Source organism: Vibrio sp. A11 (assembly GCF_013048705.1).
GTDB lineage: Bacteria > Pseudomonadota > Gammaproteobacteria > Enterobacterales > Vibrionaceae > Vibrio > Vibrio metschnikovii.
Window position 1 is genome coordinate 64,097 of record NZ_VHSI01000004.1, and the last position, 22,560, is coordinate 86,656.

Sequence of the window (22,560 nt, forward strand, 5' to 3'; positions counted from 1 at the left end):
AAAAACCTTATAAATTCAAAGCTCAAAACAATTCAAGGTAAAAATACTCAACCTTGTTGTTAACATTTATTTTACAATTAAGGTGGGCTTATCTTGGCTTATATGTTGATTAAATGTTAAGTTTTGTCGGTTTGTTGCCAAATTTCATTGATAACTATAAATGCTTCAATTAGAGCTGAGTGAGCAAGCCCGTGAAAGAAAGAAAGTCAAGACCGGTTAATCTAGATCTGCAGACTATACGCTTTCCGATCACCGCCATCGTTTCTATCCTGCACCGTATCGCTGGGATCATAACGTTTGTGGCGGTCGGTATATTGTTATGGTTACTGTCCCTCTCTTTGTCATCACCAATGGGATTTATGGAGGCAAGTCATATCGTTAATGGCTTCTTCGTCAAGTTTGTTCTTTGGGGCATCTTAACGGCGTTGGCCTATCATATTGTCGGTGGTATACGTCATCTTCTTATGGATATGGGGTATTTTGAAGAGTTAGAAAGTGGCGCATTGAGTGCCAAGATATCATTGGTAATCACGTTAGTGTTATCAGTGCTAGCGGGGGTATTAGTATGGTAAAGCATGTTTCTTCATTTGGTCGTAATGGGGTACACGATTATCTCTTAATTCGTGCTACTGCAATTATTATGACTCTTTATACCCTTTACGTAGTATTGTTTTGTGCTTTCACTGATATTACCTATTTAACATGGACCCAATTTTTCTCTAGCACTTTCACTAAAGTGTTCACCATGTTGACCTTAGTTTGCATTCTGATTCATGGTTGGATAGGGCTCTGGCAAGTATTGACCGATTACGTAAAGTGCTCAAAGTTACGTAGTGTTTTGCAATTGGTCGTTATTGCCGTGTTATTTGGATACTTTTTCTCTGGCCTATTTGTACTGTGGGGTGTGTAAGTGACTATTCCTGTTCGTGAATTCGATGCCGTGGTTATCGGTGCTGGTGGTGCAGGCATGCGTGCTGCACTTCAAATTTCTGAACAAGGCCTAACCTGCGCCTTGTTGTCTAAAGTGTTCCCAACTCGTTCACACACGGTTTCTGCTCAGGGTGGCATTACCGTTGCTTTGGGTAACTCGCACAAAGACGATTGGCAGTGGCACATGTACGATACCGTCAAAGGTTCAGATTACATTGGTGATCAGAACGCGATTGAATACATGTGTAAAAATGGTCCTCAATCGGTGATTGAACTTGAGCGCATGGGGTTGCCATTTTCTCGTTTTGAAGACGGTTCGATTTATCAACGCCCATTTGGTGGCCAATCGAAAGAGTTTGGTGGTGAGCAAGCTGCTCGTACCGCTGCTGCTGCTGACCGTACGGGTCATGCGTTATTACATACCCTATATCAGCAGAACATTAAGTATAAAACGACGATTTTCTCCGAGTGGTATGCTCTGGACCTAGTGAAGAACCAAGATGGTGCGGTGTTAGGTTGTACAGCGTTGTGTATGGAAAGTGGTGAAATTTGCTACTTTAAATCGAAAGCGACGGTACTGGCTACTGGCGGCGCTGGGCGAATTTATGCGTCAACGACCAATGCGCACATCAATACTGGTGACGGTGTAGGCATGGCCTTACGCGCTGGTGTACCCATGCAAGATATGGAAATGTGGCAATTCCACCCAACAGGGATTGCTGGCGCTGGTGTGTTAGTAACAGAAGGGTGTCGTGGAGAAGGTGGCTATCTATTAAATAAAGATGGTGAACGTTTCATGGAACGCTATGCACCTAATGCGAAAGACTTGGCTGGCCGTGATGTGGTTGCTCGTTCAATGATGATTGAAATCCGTGAAGGCCGTGGTTGTGATGGCCCATGGGGTCCACACATTAAGCTGAAACTAGACCATTTAGGTCGAGATGTTCTTGAATCCCGTCTACCAGGTATTTGCGAATTGTCTCGGACTTTTGCCCATGTTGACCCGGTTAAAGAGCCGATTCCTGTCATTCCTACTTGTCATTATATGATGGGAGGAGTACCGACTCAGGTCTCTGGTCAAGCCATCAAACAAGATAGAAACGGCAAAGATATTGAAGTGCAAGGTCTGTTCGCTTGTGGCGAAATTGCCTCGGTTTCAGTACATGGTGCAAATCGTCTTGGTGGTAATTCATTATTAGATTTAGTGGTCTTTGGCCGCGCGACAGGATTACACCTTGGTGAAACGCTAGCCGCACAAAGTGAAGCTCGCCCAGCAACCGAGTCAGATATTGAAGCGTCATTAGCGCGAACCATGCGTTGGGAAAACAGTACCGGTGGCGAAGACCCAGTACAAATTCGTAAAGATCTGCAACGTTGTATGCAAAACAACTTCTCGGTATTCCGTGAAGGTGATGCGATGGCAACCGGACTTGAAGAGTTAAAAGTGATCCGTGAACGTCTGAAAAACGGACACTTGGCCGATAAATCAAAAGAATTTAATACTCAGCGTATCGAATGCTTAGAGTTAGATAACTTAATGGAAACGGCGTTTTCTACCGCAGTTGCAGCCAATTATCGTACGGAAAGCCGAGGTGCGCATGCTCGTTTTGATTATCCAGAACGTGATGATGCGAATTGGTTGTGCCACTCGATTTACGATCCAGAAACCGAACAAATGAATAAGCGTGATGTCAATATGACGCCGATTCATCGTGATGCTTTTCCACCTAAAGCACGTACATACTAAGGGAGGACTCAATTATGAAACTTAACTTCTCTTTGTATCGTTACAATCCTGATGTTGATAGTAAGCCATACATGAAAGAGTATGTGCTCGATGTCGCAGAAGGTTCAGACATGATGGTGCTCGATGCACTGATCTTACTGAAAGAACAGGACCCATCGATTGCTTTTCGTCGTTCTTGCCGTGAAGGTGTGTGTGGTTCTGATGGCTTGAACATGAATGGTAAAAACGGTTTAGCCTGTATTACCCCGCTTTCCGCTTTGAAAGGCAGTAAAATAGTTATTCGCCCATTGCCGGGCTTGCCGGTTGTGCGTGATTTAATCGTCGACATGACACAGTTCTACGATAACTACGCCAAAGTGAAACCATTTTTGATTTCTGATGGTGAAATTCCTCCTTCTCGTGAGCATCTCCAGTTACCGGAAGATCGCGCACATTTGGATGGATTGTATGAATGTATTATGTGTGCATGTTGTACAACGTCTTGCCCCTCTTTTTGGTGGAATCCGGATAAATTTATCGGTCCGGCGGGATTGTTGGCGGCTTATCGTTGGCTAATTGATAGCCGCGATACGGCAACAGATGAGCGCTTGTCAAATCTTGATGATGCATTTAGCGTTTTTCGTTGCCATGGCATCATGAATTGTGTAAGTGTTTGTCCTAAGGGATTAAACCCGACAAAAGCAATTGGCCATATCAAGTCGATGTTGGTCAACCGCTCGGTTTAGATGAAAAATTGCAGGCCTTCGGGCCTGCCTTTATAGCTCGGCATAGACCGCAGCAAACGTGAAAACTACTGGTTAAGGGAAAATAATGCACAACGGCGTGATGAAGGCATGGCTCGAGTCTTCACACTTGGCTGGCGCCAATGCAACTTATGTAGAAGATCTCTACGAACTGTATCTAAGTGATCCCGATCTGGTGAGTGAGGAGTGGAAACGTGTTTTTGATGGTCTGCCTATGCAGCCTGATCATGTGGTTGAACAACCACACTCGCGTGTCCGTGACTACTTCCGTCGGCTTGCCCAAGAGACAAAGCATTACAATGTCCAAGTTAGTGATCCTGAAGTCGATGCAAAACAAGTAAAAGTTCTACAGCTTATTAACGCTTACCGTTTCCGCGGTCATGAAGCTGCCCAATTAGATCCTCTTGGTTTATGGAAACGCCCACCAGTGGCGGAACTCGATCCCTCATTCCATAACTTAACTGAAGATGACATGGAAGAAACGTTCAACGTCGGCTCTTTTGCCGTTGGCGCGGATACCATGAAGTTGAAAGATATCTACCAATCGTTAAATAAAATCTACTGTGGCTCAGTGGGTGCGGAATACATGCACATCATTGATACTGAGCAAAAACGATGGATTCAACAACGTCTAGAGCCTGTATTAGGTCAGCCGACTTTCACTTTAGAAGAAAAGCGTACGTTCTTAGATGAATTAACGGCTGCAGAAGGTTTGGAGCGTTATCTTGGCGCTAAATTCCCCGGCGCAAAACGTTTCTCACTGGAAGGTGGCGATGCGTTAATTCCGATGATGAAAGAGTTAATTCGTCATGCGGGTACTCATGGTATGCGTGAAGTGGTAATCGGTATGGCTCACCGCGGACGCCTGAATATGTTGGTTAACGTATTAGGTAAAAAGCCGCAGGATCTGTTTGACGAGTTTGCTGGTAAGCATGATGAAACGTGGGGCACCGGTGATGTTAAGTATCACCAAGGTTTCTCTGCAGACTTCGCAACCCCTGGCGGTGATGTTCATCTAGCGTTGGCATTTAACCCTTCGCATCTAGAAATTGTTAATCCGGTGGTGATTGGTTCGGTTCGTGCTCGTCAAGATCGTCTAGGCGATTCTGAGGGGAGTCGAGTGTTACCAATTACTATCCATGGTGATTCAGCGATTGCTGGACAAGGTGTCGTTGCTGAGACGTTTAACATGTCTCTCGCTCGCGGCTACTGTGTCGGTGGAACGGTTCGAATTGTTATCAATAACCAAGTCGGTTTTACCACCTCCAATCCTCGCGATACGCGCTCAACCATGTACTGCACTGATATTGCGAAGATGGTTCAGGCTCCGATTCTTCATGTTAACTCGGATGACCCAGAGGCGGTTGCCTTTGTTACACGTATGGCGCTCGATTACCGTAATGAGTTTAAGCGTGATGTAGTGATTGAATTGGTTTGTTATCGTCGTCATGGCCATAACGAAGCGGATGAGCCTAATGCGACTCAGCCGTTGATGTATCAGAAAATTAAGAAGCATCCGACGCCACGTAAAATTTATGCGGACATTCTAACTGAGCGCAACGAGTGTGATTTAGAAACCGCGACTCAATTAGTGAATGAGTACCGTGATGCGCTGGATCATGGTGAAGTGGTGGTTAAAGAGTGGCGACCAATGACCATGCATTCTGTGGACTGGTCTCCCTATATTAATCGTGAATGGAATGAAAATTGGGACAATCAATTCCCTCTTGTTCGCCTAAAAGAGTTGGGAGAAAAAATTTGCCAGTATCCAGACAGTCATAAGCTGCAAAGTCGAGTTGAGAAAATATACCATGATCGAATGAGCATGGTTTCTGGTGAAAAAATGCTCGATTGGGGAATGGCTGAAACTCTTGCCTATGCAACATTGGTTGACGATGGTAAACGTATTCGCATTTCTGGTCAGGATTCTGGTCGTGGAACATTCTTCCATCGTCACTCGGTTTTACATAATCAAGCCGATGCCAGCACTTATGTTCCTTTGGCGAACATTCATACCAAACAAGGTCCATTTGAAGTCATCGATTCTGTGTTATCAGAAGAAGCAGTATTGGCTTTTGAGTATGGCTATGCAACAGCGGAGCCTGGCGGTTTAACCATTTGGGAAGCGCAGTTTGGTGACTTTGCTAATGGTGCACAAGTTGTCGTTGACCAGTTTATCTCTTCAGGCGAACAAAAGTGGGGCCGATTGTGTGGCTTGACCATGTTGTTACCTCACGGCTATGAAGGTCAAGGACCGGAGCACTCTTCTGCGCGTTTAGAGCGATACTTACAGCTTTGCGCGGAGCAAAACATGCAGGTGGTGATTCCTTCAACGCCAGCTCAGGTTTATCACATGCTACGTCGTCAAGTGGTGCGTAAAATGCGCCGTCCATTGATTGTCATGTCACCGAAATCTTTGCTACGTCATCCACTTTGTACCTCAAGTATGGAAGAGTTGGCTAACGGTTCGTTTTTACCAGCGATTGGTGAGATTGATCCGTTGGATGCAGCAAAAGTTAAGCGAGTTGTTTTCTGCTCTGGCAAGGTCTATTACGATTTGCTCGAGCAACGCAGAAATAATCAGCAAGATGATGTGGCTATTGTTCGTATCGAGCAACTGTATCCGTTCCCGATTGAAGAAGTACAAGCGGCAATCGCACCTTATACCAATGTCGTTGATTATGTCTGGTGTCAAGAAGAGCCACAAAACCAAGGCGCTTGGTACAGTAGCCAACACAATTTCCGCGCCGCTATTCCTGTAGGGGCGGATTTAAAATATGCGGGTCGACCAGCATCAGCATCACCGGCGGTGGGCTATATGTCGGTACACTTGAAACAGCAGAAAGCGTTAATTGAAGACGCTTTGACCCTAGCCTAAGAACAAGAAGTAAAAGGAAAAGACCGATATGACAGTTGAAATTCTGGTTCCAGATCTACCTGAATCAGTAGCAGACGCCACCGTAGCGACATGGCATAAACAGCCAGGTGATGCTGTCGCTCGTGATGAAGTGCTGGTTGAAATTGAAACCGACAAAGTAGTGTTGGAAGTACCCGCTCCTGAAGCGGGGATACTTGAGTCGATTTTAGAGTTAGAAGGTGCCACCGTGCTGTCTAAGCAGCTACTGGCGCGAATTAAACCAGGTGCCGTTGCTGGTGAACCAACAGCAGACTCGACCGCATCGACAGAGCCGTCTCCGGATAAACGCCATAAAGCCGTACTCAGTGAAGAGTCTAATGATGCGTTAAGCCCAGCGGTACGCCGTTTGCTGGCGGAGCATAATGTAGAGCCCGATCAAGTCAAAGGTTCAGGTGTGGGTGGTCGCATTACACGTGAAGATGTCGACGCCTACTTAGCGAAAAACCAAGCGGCAGCTCCAACAGCACAACCAGTAAGTGCGCCACTACCAGTGGCCGCTCGCAGTGAAAAGCGTGTACCAATGACTCGTTTACGCAAACGCGTTGCTGAGCGTCTGTTAGAAGCGAAAAACAGTACCGCGATGCTGACGACGTTCAATGAAGTCAACATGAAGCCGATTATGGAACTGCGTAAACAGTATCAAGATCTGTTTGAGAAAAAACACGGCATTCGTCTTGGTTTTATGTCTTTCTACGTTAAAGCGGTAACTGAAGCCTTAAAACGCTATCCTGAAGTCAATGCATCAATTGATGGTCAAGACATTGTTTATCATAATTATTTTGACATCAGTATGGCAGTATCAACCCCTCGTGGTTTAGTGACGCCAGTTCTAAAAGATTGCGATATGCTCAGTCTGGCGGAAATTGAAAAGGGTATTAAAGAACTAGCGCTGAAAGGCCGTGATGGTAAGTTGACCGTGGAAGAGTTAACGGGCGGTAATTTTACCATCACTAACGGTGGTGTGTTTGGTTCATTAATGTCAACGCCGATCATTAACCCACCACAAGCGGCAATTTTGGGGATGCATAAAATCCAAGATCGCCCAATGGCGGTTGATGGTAAGGTTGAAATCTTACCAATGATGTATCTCGCACTGTCTTACGATCACCGTTTAATTGATGGTCGTGAGTCGGTTGGCTTCTTAGTGACAATCAAAGAGCTACTTGAAGATCCTGCACGTCTGCTTCTAGACGTGTAATGTTAGTCGGTGAGGGCTTCGTCCTCATCATTAACTCGTAAAAAGCCGGGCTAGCTCAACGCCCGGCCTTGTTTAAAGCCATTTGGCTACTCACTCAGAGTACCCCTACAGACGTAAAGTCCAACCATGTATTGGGCTCTATGGAATAAAAATACATAAATGGAATAACACAATGAATTTGCATGAATACCAAGCAAAACAGCTATTTGCCGAATTCGGTTTGCCAGTCCCTGAAGGTTATGCCTGTGATACCCCACAAGAAGCCTTTGAAGCAGCAGGACGGATTAGTACAGTAAAGAAAGTCGTCAAGTGTCAGGTTCACGCCGGTGGGCGTGGTAAAGCGGGTGGAGTCGAACTGCATGAAAGTAAAGATGCAGTGAAAGCCTTTGCTCAAAAGTGGCTTGGTAAAAACCTAGTAACTTATCAAACGGACGCTAATGGCCAGCCCGTGTCTAAAATCCTAGTTGAAGAAGCATCAAGTATCGCCAATGAGCTTTACTTAGGCGCGGTTGTTGACCGCGCGACACGTAAAATCGTGTTTATGGCTTCAACAGAAGGCGGAGTAGAAATCGAGAAAGTTGCAGAAGAAACACCAGAGCTTATCCATAAAGCGGCTATCGATCCATTAGTCGGTGCGCAAGCTTATCAAGGTCGTGAATTGGCATTTAAGCTTGGTCTGCAAGGTGACCAAATTAAGCAGTTTGTAAAAATATTCATGGGCTTAAGCGAGATGTTTACGCAGTATGATCTTGCTTTGCTAGAAATCAACCCATTGGTGATTACCGGTGAAGGTAACTTATTGTGTCTCGATGGCAAGATCAATATCGACTCCAATGCTTTATACCGTCAGCCTAAATTGCGTGAAATGCACGATGCGACTCAAGAAGATGCTCGTGAGGCTCATGCCGCTCAGTGGGAGTTGAACTACGTCGCTCTCGATGGCAACGTCGGTTGTATGGTTAACGGTGCTGGCCTAGCGATGGGAACCATGGATATTGTTAATCTGCATGGTGGTAAACCTGCTAACTTCTTAGATGTTGGTGGTGGCGCAACCAAAGAGCGTGTGGCTGAAGCGTTTAAGATCATTTTGTCTGATGACAATGTTAAAGCCGTATTGGTGAATATTTTTGGTGGTATTGTACGCTGCGACATGATTGCCGAAGGAATTATTGGCGCGGTGAAAGAAGTCGGTGTTGAAGTGCCAGTGGTTGTTCGTCTTGAAGGGACTAACGCTGAACTTGGTCGTGATGTGTTGGCAAAATCGGGTTTAGATATCATTGCAGCAGAGTCGTTGACTGACGCTGCGCGTAAAGTTGTTGCTGCTGCGGAGGGCAAATAATGTCGGTATTAATTAACAAAGACACCAAAGTCATTTGCCAAGGATTTACGGGTGGTCAAGGTACTTTCCATTCTGAACAAGCACTAGCTTATGGCACACAAATGGTGGGTGGTGTTTCTCCAGGTAAAGGCGGTCAAACTCATCTTGGTCTACCGGTATTTAATACCGTACGTGAAGCGGTTGAAGCGACCGGTGCAACTGCCACTGTGATCTATGTTCCTGCTCCGTTTTGTAAAGACGCGATTTTAGAAGCCATTGATGCTGGTATCGAGCTGATCGTGACCATTACTGAAGGCATTCCGACCATAGACATGATCGATGTTAAAGTTAAGTTGGAGCAAACTGGGGTACGGATGATTGGTCCAAACTGCCCAGGTGTGATCACTCCCGATGAGTGTAAGATTGGTATCATGCCAGGACACATTCATAAGAAAGGCAAAGTGGGCATTGTATCTCGCTCAGGTACCTTAACTTATGAAGCGGTTAAGCAGACAACAGATGAAGGTTTTGGTCAATCAACTTGTGTTGGTATCGGTGGTGACCCTATTCCTGGTTCTAACTTTATTGATATTCTGAAACTGTTCCAAGACGACCCTGAGACGGAAGCGATTGTTATGATCGGTGAGATCGGTGGTACAGCAGAAGAAGAAGCGGCTGCGTTTATTAAACAGCATGTGACTAAGCCTGTTGTTTCTTATATCGCCGGTGTGACCGCACCTCCGGGTAAGCGGATGGGCCATGCTGGTGCGATTATTTCTGGTGGTAAAGGCACCGCAGAAGAGAAATTCGCTGCGCTAGAATCGGCAGGCGTTAAAACAGTAAAAAGTTTGGCGGATATTGGTCAAGCGTTACGTGAAGTCACCGGTTGGTAAAGACGTAAACTTCCGTTGCTTATATAGAGCCTCCCTGCTGCGGAGGCTTTTTTATTATTTTTAGAATATTCCCAAACCACTAGGAATAGTGAGTCGACGGCAAGTAAGTGAGCCCTTATAGCTAAAGGTAACGGTGTCGAATATAGCCAACACCGCTGACGTTTCAATCGTAAGGATATAACATAGAAGCGAATTCTATTTTCTGCACTGAGCAGAAAAGTAATACAATGTTACTTCTTGTCTCATTTGGAAACTCTATGCCTTTTTATGAGCTAGAACGAGCTATCAAATAGAATAATTTCACTGCCTTCTTTTGCATTATCAGTAATGTATTGTTTAAAACTCATCAAATCTTATGTGGATGAAATCATGAAAAAACCAAGCTTTGCTACATTGGCAGTCCATGGTGGCGATCAGCATGATGCTGGTCACAATGCAGCCTTCCCCCCTATTTACACCGCGAGTAGTTTTATTCAAACCGATCTCGAACAGTCTGCTGATTATGGCTACTCACGAGTGGCAAATCCAACGCGTTACGCTTACGAAAGTGCACTTGCTGCCTTAGAGCAAGGAACTTATGCGACAGCAACGGCTTCTGGTATGGCAGCGACCGCATTAGCGCTTGAACTGTTAACTCAAAATGCGCACATCATTGCCATGCGTGGTGTTTATGGTGGTACACATCGTTTATTTGAAAAACTACGTAGGCATAACAATGGTTTAACGGTCGATTATGTCGATTTGAACGACTTAGCTGCCATTGAATCGGTGATGCAAGACAATACCGCGATGATTTGGATAGAAACGCCAACCAATCCATTATTAGAGCTGGTGGATATCCAGCAAGTGTGTGCTTTTGCCCGTCGTCATGGTGTATTGACCTGCGTTGATAATACCTTTGCTACCGCTTGGAATCAGACGCCATTAACTCTCGGTGCCGATCTGGTGATGCTATCGACCAGTAAATACATTGGTGGTCATTCGGATATGATTGGTGGTGCGTTGATTACTGCAGATCCTGAGCTAGCGAAACGGATAGATTTTGCCAAAACAACGGTAGGCGCCATCGCGTCACCTTTCGATGCTTATCTTGCTTTACGCGGCTTAAAAACTCTCGATTTACGTATGCAGCGTCAGTGTGATAATGCATTGAAAGTAGCACAAGCGCTCAGTGGTCATTCTGCGATAGAAGCAGTCTATTACCCAGGTTTAGCAACGCATCCTCACTATGCATTATGCCAATCACAAATGCGTTCAGGAGGAGCCGTCGTTACCATTCAACTCAAAGGTAATCGCACAGATAGCCAACGCTTTTTAAGTCGATTACGTTATTTCATTTTGGCTGAATCACTGGGTGGTGTAGAAAGTATGATCAACCATTCGGCATCAATGTCCCATGGTTCGATGAGTGAAACAGAGCGTCAAGCGATGGGGATTTTTGATACTACATTTCGTTTATCGGTAGGAATTGAAGACAGTGATGACTTAATTGCTGATTTGCTTAATGCGCTTTCCGCGGAGCCCGTATGACGGATTACGGTGTATGGACATTATTGACACCGCTGGTAACGATTGCTCTAGCAGTGCTGACTCGGCAAGTGATTTTGTCTTTATTGATCGGTGCTGTGGTTGGTTATACGGTGATTGCTGGTTTTAACCCCTTAGTCGGTATTGCCGATGCATTAGACAGTTATATCAATGTATTTGCTAGCGCAGGGAATACTCGCACCATTTTATTCTGCTTTATGGTCGGGGGGATTATTCGGCTGATTCAAATTACAGGGGGAACGCAAGCGATTATTCACGGATTAACAGAGCGAGCCCAACTGGTCAAAAGCCCTATCGCGGTACAGTTGTTAGCCATGTTAACCAGCATGGTTATTTTTATTGAAAGCTCAATTTCTTTAATGTCAGCAGGAACGGTGAGTCGTGACTTAGCCGATCATTATCGAGTATCACGCGAGAAAATGGCCTATGTGATTCAATCTTCGTGTGTGGCCACCTGTTCAAGTGTAATGATCAATGGCTGGGGGGCGGCAATGATGGCGATCATCGGCGTACAAATCAGTCGAGGCTATTTAGAGGGGGAGCCTTTTTCTATCTTGCTTGCTTCGATGCCTTATAACTTGATGGCGTGGTTATCGTTACTCGGTGTGCTGTTTTATATTTTTTCGGGAGTGAGTTGGGGGCCGATGGCCAAGGCTGACAAGCGGGCATTGCAAGGACAAGTATTGAGACAAGGTGCTTTACCGATTGCTGGTAACCAACAAGTTGAACCTGTCACTGTTAACGGTAAAGCAAGCTATTTTATCGTACCACTACTGACCATTATTTTTATGGTTCCATTGGGATTATGGGTTACCGGAAATGGCAATATTACCGCAGGCTCAGGATCGACAGCTGTCTTTTGGGCGGTGATGGCGGGTACTTTGATTTCACTGGTTTATTTTGTCGGTGGTCGAGTTTTATCGTTGGATGCTTTTTTTCGCCACTTACTCGCTGGATATTCGGATATGATCCCATTGGGAGCCATCATGTCATTGGCTTTTTTGGTCGGGGATTTATCTGCCGATTTGCAAACCGGGCAATACATTACCCAATTGATTGATGGAGTATTACCTGCAGAGCTTTCGGCAGCGTTTGTATTTCTGATTGCGGCGGTGATGTCTCTGGCAACTGGAACGTCATGGGGAACATTTGCGATCATGATTCCGATTGGCATTCAAATTGGTGTTGCAGCCGATCTCGACCCACATTTATTGATTGGCGCTTCGATATCAGGTGCGATATTTGGCGATATGACCTCTCCGATCAGTGATACTGGTATTGTATCTTCTATGGCGACGGGCAATGACCATATTGACCATATCCGTACCCAGTTTCCTTATATCCTTGTGATTGGTTTGATAAGCTGTGTTCTTTTTGCCTTTTTAGGTAGCTGGTAGGGGTAATATAACGGCCTGTTTTATCAGGCCTTTATATTTTGGTTAAGCATACGGGTTAAGATGAACGGCGGCCAAGTGTTTGACTGAGCATAAACATCATGGTTGCGCTAACCACCACAGAAGGGCCTGCTGGGGTATCAAATTGCCATGAGAGCGAGATTCCAATCAATACAGAAATAATGCCGATTAGCGAGGCCAATAGGGCCATCTGCTCTGGCGTTTTGGCGATGCGTCTGGCAGTAGCGGCTGGGATAATCATTAATGAAGTCATGATTAACGCGCCAACAAACTTCATCCCGACGGCAATGACCAATCCAATCAGTAGCATCAATACCAGTCGCATTAATTCAATGTTCACCCCTTCAACACTGGCCAATTCTTCATTAACGCTACTGGAAAGTAGCGGTCGCCAAAAGAGATAAACCGCAAGGCTCACCGCAGCGACGCCACTCCAAATAAACCATAAATCCGCAGGACTGACGGCCAGTAAATCGCCAAATAGATAACTCATCAAATCAATACGTACATTATCGAGAAAGCTCACGGCAATGAGCCCTAGTGAGAGAGAGCTATGAGCAAGAATTCCCAGTAAGGTATCGGTGGCAATTAATTGCTGGCGTTGCATGGTCACTAATATAACAGCCAGACTTAGACTGCACACCAGCAGTGCCAAATAGAGGTTGATATCGAGTAAAAAACCGAGTGCCAAACCAAGCAATGACGCATGAGCGAGAGTGTCGCCAAAATAAGCCATACGCCGCCAGACGACAAAAGAGCCGAGAGGGCCAGCAATAATCGCGATGCCAATTCCAGCAGCGATAGAAGGAAGTAAAAACTCAATCATGGTGATGATGACCGTGTGAATGATGTGAACAGGCTTGAGCGTCACCCTTAACCGGTTGTCCAGCTAAATCATGATGATGCTGATGTTTGTGTTGATAAAAAGCGAGGGTTTCTCTGCTACGATGACCAAATAATGCGAGATAGCTTGGATGTTGAGAAATATCCGCTGGTGAACCCGAACAACAAATATGGTGATGTAAACAGATCACTTCATCGGTTTTGGCCATCACTAAATGTAAATCGTGCGAGATCATGAAAACGGCGCAGTTAAATCGCAAGCGAATGGTGTCGATAAGATCATACAAATCGATTTGTCCTTGAACATCGACTCCTTGCGCTGGCTCATCAAGCACTAATAAATCAGGACGTTGTAGCAAAGCTCGTGCTAATAGCGCACGCTGATTCTCACCACCAGATAATTTATGCATATCGTGGTTAATAAGATGCTCAGCGCCAACTAAACGTAGCGCCTCTAATTGTTCTTGTTGACTGTATTTTCCAGCCAAACGAAGAAAGCGACTGACACTGAGGGGGAGCGTATCGTTTAACTTCAATTTCTGTGGCACATAGCCAATTTTGAGAGTCTTATCTCGTGAAAGAGTGCCAGAATTTTGTTGATGTAAACCAAGTAACACACGGACTAACGTCGATTTTCCCGCGCCATTCGGACCTATTAAGGTGGTTATTTTACCTCTGGATAGAGACAGGCTAACCTTATCTAGAACTCGGCGCTGATTGAAATCAACACAGATGTCATGCATTTCAATGAGTGTTGACATGAAAGAAACTCGTTTGCAATTGGGTGATGTTATAATGTAACATTTCGCAGTCATCAACGCTACCAGCAGGAAATTACCATGCTATCTCGATTCACACTGTGTACTTTGCTCATTGCTTTTCCCTTCTCGGGTTGGGCGAGCAGCATTTTGACCAGTATTAAACCGATTCAAATGATTACTTATGAGCTTACTGAAAACGTCAGTCAACCGGAGGTATTGCTGTCTGCGAATGCGTCGCCGCACGATTATGCCCTGCGTCCTTCAGATGTAAAGCGGATTCGTGAAGCTTCATTAGTGATTTGGTTTGGTCCAGATCTTGAACCTTTCTTAGAGCGTTCTTTAAGCCAGCATCCTAATGTACTAACTCTCAGTCAGATCCCTAATTTAGAGCTCCGAGCTTATGGAGAAGAGGAGCATCATCACCATGATCATGATGGACACAGTCATGGTACTCATGACCCTCATTTTTGGCTTGGAGTAGCGCAAGTAAAACAAGTGGCTCAAGCGATCACGCAGCGTTTAAGCGAAATGGATCCAGAGCATCGTCCACAGTATGAGGCGAATTTAGTTCGCTTTCTTGACCAACTCGATACGACGGATCAATCGATCGCTAAGCAGTTAGCGGCGGTTAAATCTAAATCATATTATGTTTTCCATGATGCCTATGCCTATTTTGAGCAGCATTATGGCTTAAATAATATTGGTCATTTTACCGTAAGCCCAGAGCGTAAACCGGGCGCTAAAACGTTGATCAGCATTCGCCGTTCATTAACTGATAATCAAGCCAAATGTGTTTTCTCTGAGCCACAATTTCAACCTGCCGTGATCGAAACCGTTGTCCGTGGTAGTAACGTTCATATTGGTGTGCTTGATCCTTTAGGCTCTAACATTCCCGTTCAATCAGGGAGTTATTTTGAGTTTCTACACCAGTTATCGAATAGTTTTTATAACTGCTTATCTCAATAACGATTGCTTATGATAAGAAGCTGTCGAGGTGTTACCCCGCAGCTTCTGTGACTAAACCGTCTCTTTTTTGACTTAACGCGTCAGTAGTATTAGCGATCTGTGACTATGCTAATTACCCTCTATATCGCCGATAAGCATGATTGATGCTGATATCCGCTGATCTTTTGTTTATAGATGCTTACTGATCTCGCACTTTTGGAAGTTGGCTGATAATTACGCTTCATATCAGTAGCCAAAATCTGTCTATTGACATGTGTTCGGTATAAAATGCCCATTACTTTTCTTGATGCTGATGATTTTCGGAGCGACATATTGCCGAAATCAACGCACCAAATTACCGATCCCACAATAACAAGGTCGTGGTTCAGTTGTCATTAATTGAACAGTGGTTAGGCTGTTTTGGTTAATTAATTTTCTCTGAGAAATAACCTTGCAGTGTCGTGTCGGTTTGCCTGTCTACGATTCAGTAAAGGACGCATTTTGCAGCACATTATTCTGCTTATATTTTCTATTTTTAGTTGGAGTCTTTTACCCGCTCACGCGCGAGATAGCGCGCCTGCGGTTTTTTATCCGTTACCAACGCTTGTTCAAGGTAAAACCTTTATTGCACAGAATTTATTTCTTGGTGACGAAGGAGGGCTATGGATTCACGATGTACACGGAAACGTCATGTTTTTTGATGGGCAAACGATGTTGCCTAAGCAAGGATCGCTGTTTCGTGATAAGCAACAGCAACTGGCTTACGCACAAGGGCGTTTTTGGACTTTTATCGATAATGAACTGTACCAAACACGACCCGGTTCTGAGTCAGAATTGGTGCTGAGTTTAACCCCGGGGGTATCCATAGAAAAAATTGGTGCTTCAAATGGTTATATTTGGCTCAGCGATGGGGCGTATTTTTATACGTATCATTTACAAACCAAGCAACTCAAAATTTACTCATTAGCGAAACTGTATCAGCTTAATCAAGCCAGCCAAGTGGAGATTAATGACGCCGAATTGGTGCATTATAAGTGGGTGTTAGCCACCAATGTCGGTACGTATATCTCTGAGGCTCAAGCCTTTTCACATATTCGTCCCTCTGGAAAAAATCCAGTCCAGACGCTCTATTTTTCTCCCCAAAAAAATCATCTATTAGTAGGTACTCATAAAGGGGCTTTATTGATTGATATTTTTCACTCCGAATACCCATTAAAAAAAATAGGTGATGGTCAAGTCTTTGCGATCATTGAAGCCGAAGGAGAGTATTGGATTGGTAGTGATAAGGGATTATTTGTCTATTCCTTAGCGACGGAGAAAACGACCCAACTGATCAGTAATGGGCAGGGGCCTTATGGCTTACCTGAAGGGCGAATCTACGCTCTCGCTAATGATCAGCATGGGGGGGTTTGGATTGCGACTCATCAAGGTGTTCGCTATTTTTCTCTTTTCAGTCAGAAATTTACGCGCTATTTAGCCGATGACATTACTCATGAACGTCTCAATAGCAAACTGAAACGCTTGCGTCCTATACCAAGTAGTAACCAATATTTAATGGTCACTCAGGATGGCTTATATCTATTTGATGGGCAGCAACAGGGCAAAAAATCACTGGTGTACTCAGGGCAGGTTAATGATGTCTTATTGCTAGAAGATCAGCTATGGATCGCCAGCGAACAAGGCTTAATATTACGTTCATTCAAGCAAAATCGTGATCAGCCAGAGCCGTTGCCCTTTATCTTACGTCATTCACCGATTCAGCATTTGACCGTCGATAATGAGGGGCGGTTATGGGGGGTCTCAAACAATCAGCTTTGGTCTTATCATCCTGATTCGCAGCATTACACGGATTTTGGTCACAATTGGTTGCTGGATAATAAGCAAGACATAGCGGTTACGGCTTTATACAGCAGCCGTGAACATGGCTTATTGATTGGGACTCGGCATGGTATTTATACCTTAAGAAATGGCCAAATTACTTATGACAAACGAACGGCCAACTATGGTACCAACCTTGGTATCAGCGAAACTGCAACGGGAGAGGTATGGTTTGTCAGTGAGCGGGGGGTATTTCGACGTTTAAACGATCAACTATCGTTATTCGCTGTGCCTTTGATTGACGATAATATTCGTCTTAAATGCCTTGTGAACAGTGGACAAGGGATGTGGTTAGCCTCCTCTAAAGGTCTCACTCTCTATCATGCGGATGGTTCGATTGATAAACATTTTGGTTCTCCTCATGGCTTAATCAATAATGAGCTAGAAAGCGGCGTTTGTTCCGCTTCTTATACTCAAGAGCAGATACTCTTTTCATCGATGTTTGGGCTCTTGGCTATTCAAACGACGCCACTCGCAAATGCCGAGCCTCCTCATTCCTCACTCATTTTTAGTCAGGTCAGTATCAACTATCAACCGATACAGATTGGTGGCGCTACTTTGGTGCCGTTACACGTGGCCTATGGACAAGCCATCAGTTTTCAATTTGGTGCATTACCCGATGCCAGAGGGCAAGCGTTAGAATTCAGTCTCAATAATGATCCATGGCAGCGATTTGAAGGGCCGCAGCTAACGCTTGATCATCTTTTACCTGGCCACTACACCCTATCATTGCGACATATTGGAGAAGAGAGAGTTGATAAAACATTAAATTTTCAAGTATTAAAACCGTGGTATTTCTCCAACTGGGCGATAGTTGGCTATGCCTCTAGTTTATTGTTGGTTGGTGGCTTATTGACAGGATGGCGTTCTCGAGTGATGGATCGAGTGAATCAGGATCTTAAACAGCAGATTGCAGATAAAACACGTCAGTTACAACAGCAAAGTAAGATGCTACTAAGTCATAACTTATTATTACGCAAACAGATACAGATTCGTCATTTGTGGTTAGAGCGTTGGCAACGTCAAAATCAGCCACTGCTTAAACAGTTAAGCGTTCAAACTCACCAGCACTATTCTCCCGAGATAACTGCGTTGATTGATCAACTGACGGAGCAAATAGTGCAAATCGGCGCCTTTAATTCATCAGGCGAGTCAATGACCATCAGCTGTTCGTTATCTTTAGTGCTTGAGACGGTGCTGCATGGTTGGCACAGTGAATTTGCACGAGCCAACATTAAAATTGATTATCATCCAAGTGATCTTTTGCCGGATGTGTTGGTCAAACAAGCGGGATTGGATGTTATCTTTAATGCATTGTTATCGGATGCATTAAAGCGTTTGTATGCCCATCAGACATTGACCATTGAGACAATAGAACGTGAAGGACATGTTGTGGTGCTGATCAAAGACTATGGCTCGGCATCCGGCTTACTGGATAAACTGATGGTGATTTCCAACGGTAATGTTCAATTTTCCCTTGATGAGCTGGTGGCTTTATCAGGCGGAAATTTATCGATTCACTCGTCCAGTGAACGAAACTTAATCGAGCTGATGTGGCCACAAGTTATCTCTGTCGAATCGACACCTGCGGCGCTATTATCAGCAAAGCCACAAAGTGACAGTGAGTTAGAGTGGCTACGAAAACTCAATCATATTGTTGCTGAGCGCTATGCTGACGCAGAATTTACAACGTCTGATATTGCGAAAAGAATGTATCTGTCGGAGCGCAGTTTACAACGACGGATGAAGTATCTAACGGGCAAAACATTTAAAGAATATTTAACGGAATATCGCTTAGAGCAAGCCTGTAGTTTATTGATGAGTGGTGAAAAAGTCGCGCAAGTTGCCTTTTTATGTGGATTTAATGATCCGTCTTATTTTAGTCAACGTTTTAAACATCAATATGGATTATCTCCCTCTCAATTTGCTGAAGAGTCACAATGATCGAAACGGCGGCGCTTGCGACTGGCTTAGCATCACGTCCCGTTAGCGGCTTTCTGTTTCGCTCTGCAGAGCGTTATCGACGGGTAGGAGCGCTTATCTATGAGTTACTAGGCTGTGTTGAGAGATGTGGAGATACCGTTGAGTGATTTTTTCATTAGAGGTTAAGCGAGGAGAGTGGGGTTGAAGTGTCAATGAAGAAAAAAATATCGTGGTATAGCCGGGGGACTATACCACGGGTGTCAATGACACCTTCGCTTGCTGCCGGAGTGATATGGGCAGTGCCATATCACCTCTGGAGTTCTATCTTCGGGTCAATTCCCGCTGACCTGTTCAATATAATAACCTCTGCTTTTTTTGCTTATAAAATTAACGCCAATCTCACCTAATAAAAGCGCCATTATTAAGATTATCTCTCTATCATGTTGTTTTTTATGGATTATCCTCCTCACTTTTATTGTGTTTATCTTTAATGGTTGAGTCGTCCTTGTGGCAAGAAAATAATTTTGACGTTTTTAACGAGTCAATTTTTAGCGGAAATGACAATCTTGAACGTTTATCGATGCTCTGTAGGCCAATATCAATTAATGCAATCTTTGATTTCACACAATGATTAGCACTTATTTACAGCGTATTATCCAGTAATAGCAATCCTTCTCATTAACAATATTGTTTGTGTGGCCCCTAATGAAATTGTCTGAATTAAAAGCAGGTGAGTCTGGACTCATCACGGCATTGAATGAACTGTCGATCGATGTACGTAAAAAATTAATGGTAATGGGGATACTGCCCAATACATTAGTGACATTAATCCGTCGTGCCCCGATGGGCGACCCTTTACAAATTGAAGTTCGGGGTGTGTCAATGGCCGTTCGAGAGAGTATCGCTGCTGCGGTTGAGGTGGAGAAAGCCTAATGCAATATCAAATTTTGACCGTAGGTAACCCCAATAGCGGTAAAACAACCCTATTTAATGGGTTAACGGGAGCAAAACAGCAAGTTGGTAACTGGGCAGGCGTCACGGTTGAGAAAAAGACGGGGCGTTACACACACTCAGGTGATGAATTTTATATTACCGATTTACCAGGCATTTATGCTCTAGATAGTGGCAATGATAGCAATAGTATTGATGAATCCATTGCCTCACGAGCCGTGCTGACTCATCCTGCGGATGTAATTATCAATGTAGTCGATGTCACCAGTTTAGAGCGCAGTTTATACATGACACTGCAGCTACGTGAGTTGGGTCGTCCAATGGTTGTGGTTTTGAATAAAATGGATGCGCTTAAGCGTGAGCGGCAAACCATTGATGTTAAAAAACTAGAGCAAGTATTGGGCTGCCCAGTGTTGGCGCTTTCTGCTAATAATAAACAGCAGGTGATACAGTTCAAACAACAGCTGCATAAGAAGGTTGTGCAAGGCATTGCCTTAAAGCAGTTAGAATTAGACTATGGCCAAGCTTTTGAACAAGCGATTAGTGCACTATTGCCTCTATTTGAGGGACAAGAAGTCTCGGCTCGTTCTTTGGCGATAAGAGCGTTAGAAAACGATCTGATGGTGATCAATGGTGTCTCAGAATCAGAACGTTTAACGGTGGTTGATGTACAGCGAGAGTGTCAATTTGATATTGATTTACATGTCGCGGATGTTAAATACACATTTTTACACCACTGTTGTCAACAAGTGCGCCGTAGTGAGGGTAAGCTGAGCCACAGTTTCACGGAAAAAGCAGACCAGATCATTTTAAATAAATGGGTCGGCGTGCCTTTCTTTTTTGTCGTCATGTACTTGATGTTTATGTTCTCCATCAACATTGGTAGTGCATTTATCGACTTCTTTGATATTGGGGTTGGTGCACTTTTGGTTGATGGCGGTCATTATTTGCTCGATGATCATCTTCCTATTTGGTTAGTGACATTAATCGCCGATGGTCTAGGTGGTGGTATCCAAACGGTAGCGACTTTTATCCCTGTAATTGCTTGTTTGTATCTGTTCTTGGCTATTTTAGAAAGCTCTGGCTATATGTCTCGTGCCGCTTTTGTACTGGATAAAGTGATGCAGAAAATAGGCTTGCCAGGTAAAGCCTTTGTGCCACTGGTATTAGGTTTTGGTTGTAACGTTCCAGCGATAATGGCGACACGAACCTTAGATCAAGAGCGTGAGCGTAAACTCGCTGCTGCGATGGCTCCTTTTATGTCTTGTGGTGCTCGTTTACCAGTTTATGCTTTGTTTGCTGCGGCATTTTTCCCACAAAGTGGACAAAATATTGTTTTTGCACTCTATCTGCTTGGTATTGTCGCCGCGGTTTTCACAGGATGGGTATTGAAAAAGACCTTATATCCGGGCTCAAGTGACAGTTTATTGATGGAGATGCCTGATTATGAATTACCGACGTTACAAAATGTGCTGATCAAAACTTGGCAGAAACTGAAACGTTTTGTGCTTGGCGCTGGGAAAACCATCGTTATCGTTGTGACCATTCTTAGCTTTTTAAATTCACTCGGTACCGATGGTTCATTTGGTAATGAAGACAGTGATAACTCGGTGTTGTCTAGTGCTGCCCAAGTCGTAACGCCTTTATTTGCTCCAATTGGAATTAATCAAGATAACTGGCCAGCGACCGTTGGGATCATCACTGGTATTTTTGCTAAAGAGGCAGTCGTCGGGACGCTGAATAATCTTTATACCTCGGTAGATGCCGAAGACGAAGAGTTCGATTTATGGGCAAGCTTACAAGAAGCGGTGTTATCGATTCCTGAAAACTTAATGGGACTTAATTTTGCTGATCCTCTGGGTATTGAAGTCGGTGATTTGTCCGACACTAGCGCCTTAGCGGAAGAGCAAGCTGTCGATGCTTCAATTTTTGGTAATCTACAACATCACTTTGTAAGTGGTTATGCGGCCTTTTCTTACTTAATTTTCATTTTGTTGTATACGCCTTGCGTTGCGGCGATGGGAGCTTATGTTCGAGAATTTGGCGCTAAGTTTGCAAGGTTTATTGCGGTTTGGACAATGGGCTTGGCGTATGGTGCTGCTGCGCTCTTTTATCAGGCGACTCATTTCAATGATCATCCTGTCACCAGTTCGCTATGGATTATCGGGATCATTGGTTCATCGTTAGCGATTTATTATTGGCTTAAGAAAGTCGGCCGAGAGTCGCAATCACTACAGGTACAAATGGCATGATTTTATCTGAGCTAAAGCAATGCATTGAACAACAAGGTTATGTGACTCGTAAAGAGCTCGCCCAACGTTTTGCTTTAAGTGAAGATGGTGTCGATGCGATGCTTGAAGTGTGGATAAAAAAAGGAGTGATTTCACGCTTAATTGATACCAATGCGGCTAATTACGTTACTCGTGTGCGCTATTGCCCAAACCGAGTCAATGGATTATCGATGACGGTCACGATGTAATGGATGAACGCCATCGCGAATGAAATAACAAAGCCGTACTGTCGATGTACGGCTTTTTTGTCAATGAATGT

The 22,560-nt window shown here is 44.3% G+C and carries 17 protein-coding genes; 15 read left to right on the top strand and 2 right to left on the bottom strand.

Annotated features, from left to right (window positions below; all coding sequences use genetic code 11):
* Positions 1-179 precede the first annotated feature (179 nt).
* From sdhC to FKQ60_RS05890, 10 genes are all read left to right on the top strand, one after another.
* Positions 180-572 carry a succinate dehydrogenase cytochrome b556 subunit gene (sdhC, locus tag FKQ60_RS05845; protein WP_040904155.1) on the top strand — a complete coding sequence of 131 codons (393 nt, stop codon included), beginning with the start codon at positions 180-182 and terminating at the stop codon, positions 570-572.
* Positions 566-910: a succinate dehydrogenase, hydrophobic membrane anchor protein gene (gene sdhD / locus FKQ60_RS05850; RefSeq protein ID WP_040904157.1), complete on the top strand. Its 345-nt coding sequence runs from the start codon at positions 566-568 to the stop codon at positions 908-910. Before sdhC ends, sdhD begins: the two co-directional genes overlap by 7 nt.
* Positions 911-2,677 (top strand): succinate dehydrogenase flavoprotein subunit, encoded by a 1,767-nt coding sequence (gene sdhA, locus FKQ60_RS05855; RefSeq protein WP_154170478.1) that lies wholly within the window; start codon positions 911-913, stop codon positions 2,675-2,677. It begins immediately after the preceding gene.
* Positions 2,678-2,691: 14 nt separating this feature from the next.
* Positions 2,692-3,402, top strand: coding sequence for a succinate dehydrogenase iron-sulfur subunit (locus FKQ60_RS05860; RefSeq protein WP_004394796.1), 711 nt, complete (start codon positions 2,692-2,694; stop codon positions 3,400-3,402).
* Positions 3,403-3,487: 85 nt separating this feature from the next.
* Positions 3,488-6,298: a 2-oxoglutarate dehydrogenase E1 component gene (gene sucA, locus FKQ60_RS05865; protein ID WP_170904307.1), complete on the top strand. Its 2,811-nt coding sequence runs from the start codon at positions 3,488-3,490 to the stop codon at positions 6,296-6,298.
* A 28-nt stretch (positions 6,299-6,326) separates the two neighbouring features.
* Entirely contained in the window at positions 6,327-7,535 is a 1,209-nt protein-coding gene (gene odhB / locus FKQ60_RS05870; protein WP_161425577.1) for a 2-oxoglutarate dehydrogenase complex dihydrolipoyllysine-residue succinyltransferase, read from the top strand.
* A gap of 172 nt (positions 7,536-7,707) precedes the next feature.
* Positions 7,708-8,874, top strand: coding sequence for an ADP-forming succinate--CoA ligase subunit beta (gene sucC, locus FKQ60_RS05875; RefSeq protein ID WP_154170483.1), 1,167 nt, complete (start codon positions 7,708-7,710; stop codon positions 8,872-8,874).
* Positions 8,874-9,746 carry a succinate--CoA ligase subunit alpha gene (gene sucD / locus FKQ60_RS05880; protein ID WP_004394800.1) on the top strand — a complete coding sequence of 291 codons (873 nt, stop codon included), beginning with the start codon at positions 8,874-8,876 and terminating at the stop codon, positions 9,744-9,746. Before sucC ends, sucD begins: the two co-directional genes overlap by 1 nt.
* 369 nt (positions 9,747-10,115) lie before the next feature.
* Positions 10,116-11,276 carry an aminotransferase class I/II-fold pyridoxal phosphate-dependent enzyme gene (locus FKQ60_RS05885; protein ID WP_161425575.1) on the top strand — a complete coding sequence of 387 codons (1,161 nt, stop codon included), beginning with the start codon at positions 10,116-10,118 and terminating at the stop codon, positions 11,274-11,276.
* Positions 11,273-12,691 (top strand): Na+/H+ antiporter NhaC family protein, encoded by a 1,419-nt coding sequence (locus FKQ60_RS05890; protein WP_170906177.1) that lies wholly within the window; start codon positions 11,273-11,275, stop codon positions 12,689-12,691. Before FKQ60_RS05885 ends, FKQ60_RS05890 begins: the two co-directional genes overlap by 4 nt.
* A gap of 55 nt (positions 12,692-12,746) precedes the next feature.
* Here FKQ60_RS05890 and znuB read toward each other — a convergent pair whose 3' ends face one another.
* On the bottom strand, positions 12,747-13,535 hold the full coding sequence (znuB, locus tag FKQ60_RS05895) for a zinc ABC transporter permease subunit ZnuB (RefSeq protein WP_158138756.1): 789 nt from the start codon (positions 13,533-13,535) through the stop codon (positions 12,747-12,749).
* The gene (gene znuC, locus FKQ60_RS05900; RefSeq protein ID WP_170906178.1) at positions 13,528-14,313 is read right to left on the bottom strand and encodes a zinc ABC transporter ATP-binding protein ZnuC; all 786 of its coding nucleotides are present in this window, start codon (positions 14,311-14,313) and stop codon (positions 13,528-13,530) included. Before znuC ends, znuB begins: the two co-directional genes overlap by 8 nt.
* 78 nt (positions 14,314-14,391) lie before the next feature.
* Here znuC and znuA point away from each other — a divergent pair, with 78 nt between their 5' ends.
* The 5 genes from znuA to FKQ60_RS05925 all read left to right on the top strand — a co-directional run bounded on the left by znuA (position 14,392) and on the right by FKQ60_RS05925 (position 22,489).
* Positions 14,392-15,279: a zinc ABC transporter substrate-binding protein ZnuA gene (znuA, locus tag FKQ60_RS05905; RefSeq protein ID WP_158138755.1), complete on the top strand. Its 888-nt coding sequence runs from the start codon at positions 14,392-14,394 to the stop codon at positions 15,277-15,279.
* Positions 15,280-15,759: 480 nt separating this feature from the next.
* Complete coding sequence (locus FKQ60_RS05910) at positions 15,760-19,080, top strand: AraC family transcriptional regulator (protein ID WP_170906179.1); 3,321 nt, start codon at positions 15,760-15,762, stop codon at positions 19,078-19,080.
* 684 nt (positions 19,081-19,764) lie between these two features.
* Positions 19,765-19,992: a FeoA family protein gene (locus FKQ60_RS05915; RefSeq protein WP_154170489.1), complete on the top strand. Its 228-nt coding sequence runs from the start codon at positions 19,765-19,767 to the stop codon at positions 19,990-19,992.
* Positions 19,992-22,262, top strand: a complete 2,271-nt coding sequence (gene feoB / locus FKQ60_RS05920; protein WP_170904312.1) for a Fe(2+) transporter permease subunit FeoB — start codon at positions 19,992-19,994, stop codon at positions 22,260-22,262. Before FKQ60_RS05915 ends, feoB begins: the two co-directional genes overlap by 1 nt.
* A complete protein-coding gene (locus FKQ60_RS05925; RefSeq protein WP_154170493.1) occupies positions 22,259-22,489 on the top strand; it encodes a FeoC-like transcriptional regulator in 231 nt (76 codons plus the stop codon). Before feoB ends, FKQ60_RS05925 begins: the two co-directional genes overlap by 4 nt.
* The last annotated feature ends 71 nt before the right edge of the window (positions 22,490-22,560 follow it).

Coding starts and splice junctions, on each gene's coding strand:
- znuC (WP_170906178.1), bottom strand. CDS start 14,313: ATGTCAACACTCATTGAAATGCATGACATCTGTGTTGATTTCAATCAG.
- sucD (WP_004394800.1), top strand. CDS start 8,874: ATGTCGGTATTAATTAACAAAGACACCAAAGTCATTTGCCAAGGATTT.
- znuA (WP_158138755.1), top strand. CDS start 14,392: ATGCTATCTCGATTCACACTGTGTACTTTGCTCATTGCTTTTCCCTTC.
- sdhD (WP_040904157.1), top strand. CDS start 566: ATGGTAAAGCATGTTTCTTCATTTGGTCGTAATGGGGTACACGATTAT.
- FKQ60_RS05890 (WP_170906177.1), top strand. CDS start 11,273: ATGACGGATTACGGTGTATGGACATTATTGACACCGCTGGTAACGATT.
- sucC (WP_154170483.1), top strand. CDS start 7,708: ATGAATTTGCATGAATACCAAGCAAAACAGCTATTTGCCGAATTCGGT.
- odhB (WP_161425577.1), top strand. CDS start 6,327: ATGACAGTTGAAATTCTGGTTCCAGATCTACCTGAATCAGTAGCAGAC.
- feoB (WP_170904312.1), top strand. CDS start 19,992: ATGCAATATCAAATTTTGACCGTAGGTAACCCCAATAGCGGTAAAACA.
- FKQ60_RS05860 (WP_004394796.1), top strand. CDS start 2,692: ATGAAACTTAACTTCTCTTTGTATCGTTACAATCCTGATGTTGATAGT.
- FKQ60_RS05885 (WP_161425575.1), top strand. CDS start 10,116: ATGAAAAAACCAAGCTTTGCTACATTGGCAGTCCATGGTGGCGATCAG.
- FKQ60_RS05915 (WP_154170489.1), top strand. CDS start 19,765: ATGAAATTGTCTGAATTAAAAGCAGGTGAGTCTGGACTCATCACGGCA.
- sucA (WP_170904307.1), top strand. CDS start 3,488: ATGCACAACGGCGTGATGAAGGCATGGCTCGAGTCTTCACACTTGGCT.
- znuB (WP_158138756.1), bottom strand. CDS start 13,535: ATGATTGAGTTTTTACTTCCTTCTATCGCTGCTGGAATTGGCATCGCG.
- FKQ60_RS05925 (WP_154170493.1), top strand. CDS start 22,259: ATGATTTTATCTGAGCTAAAGCAATGCATTGAACAACAAGGTTATGTG.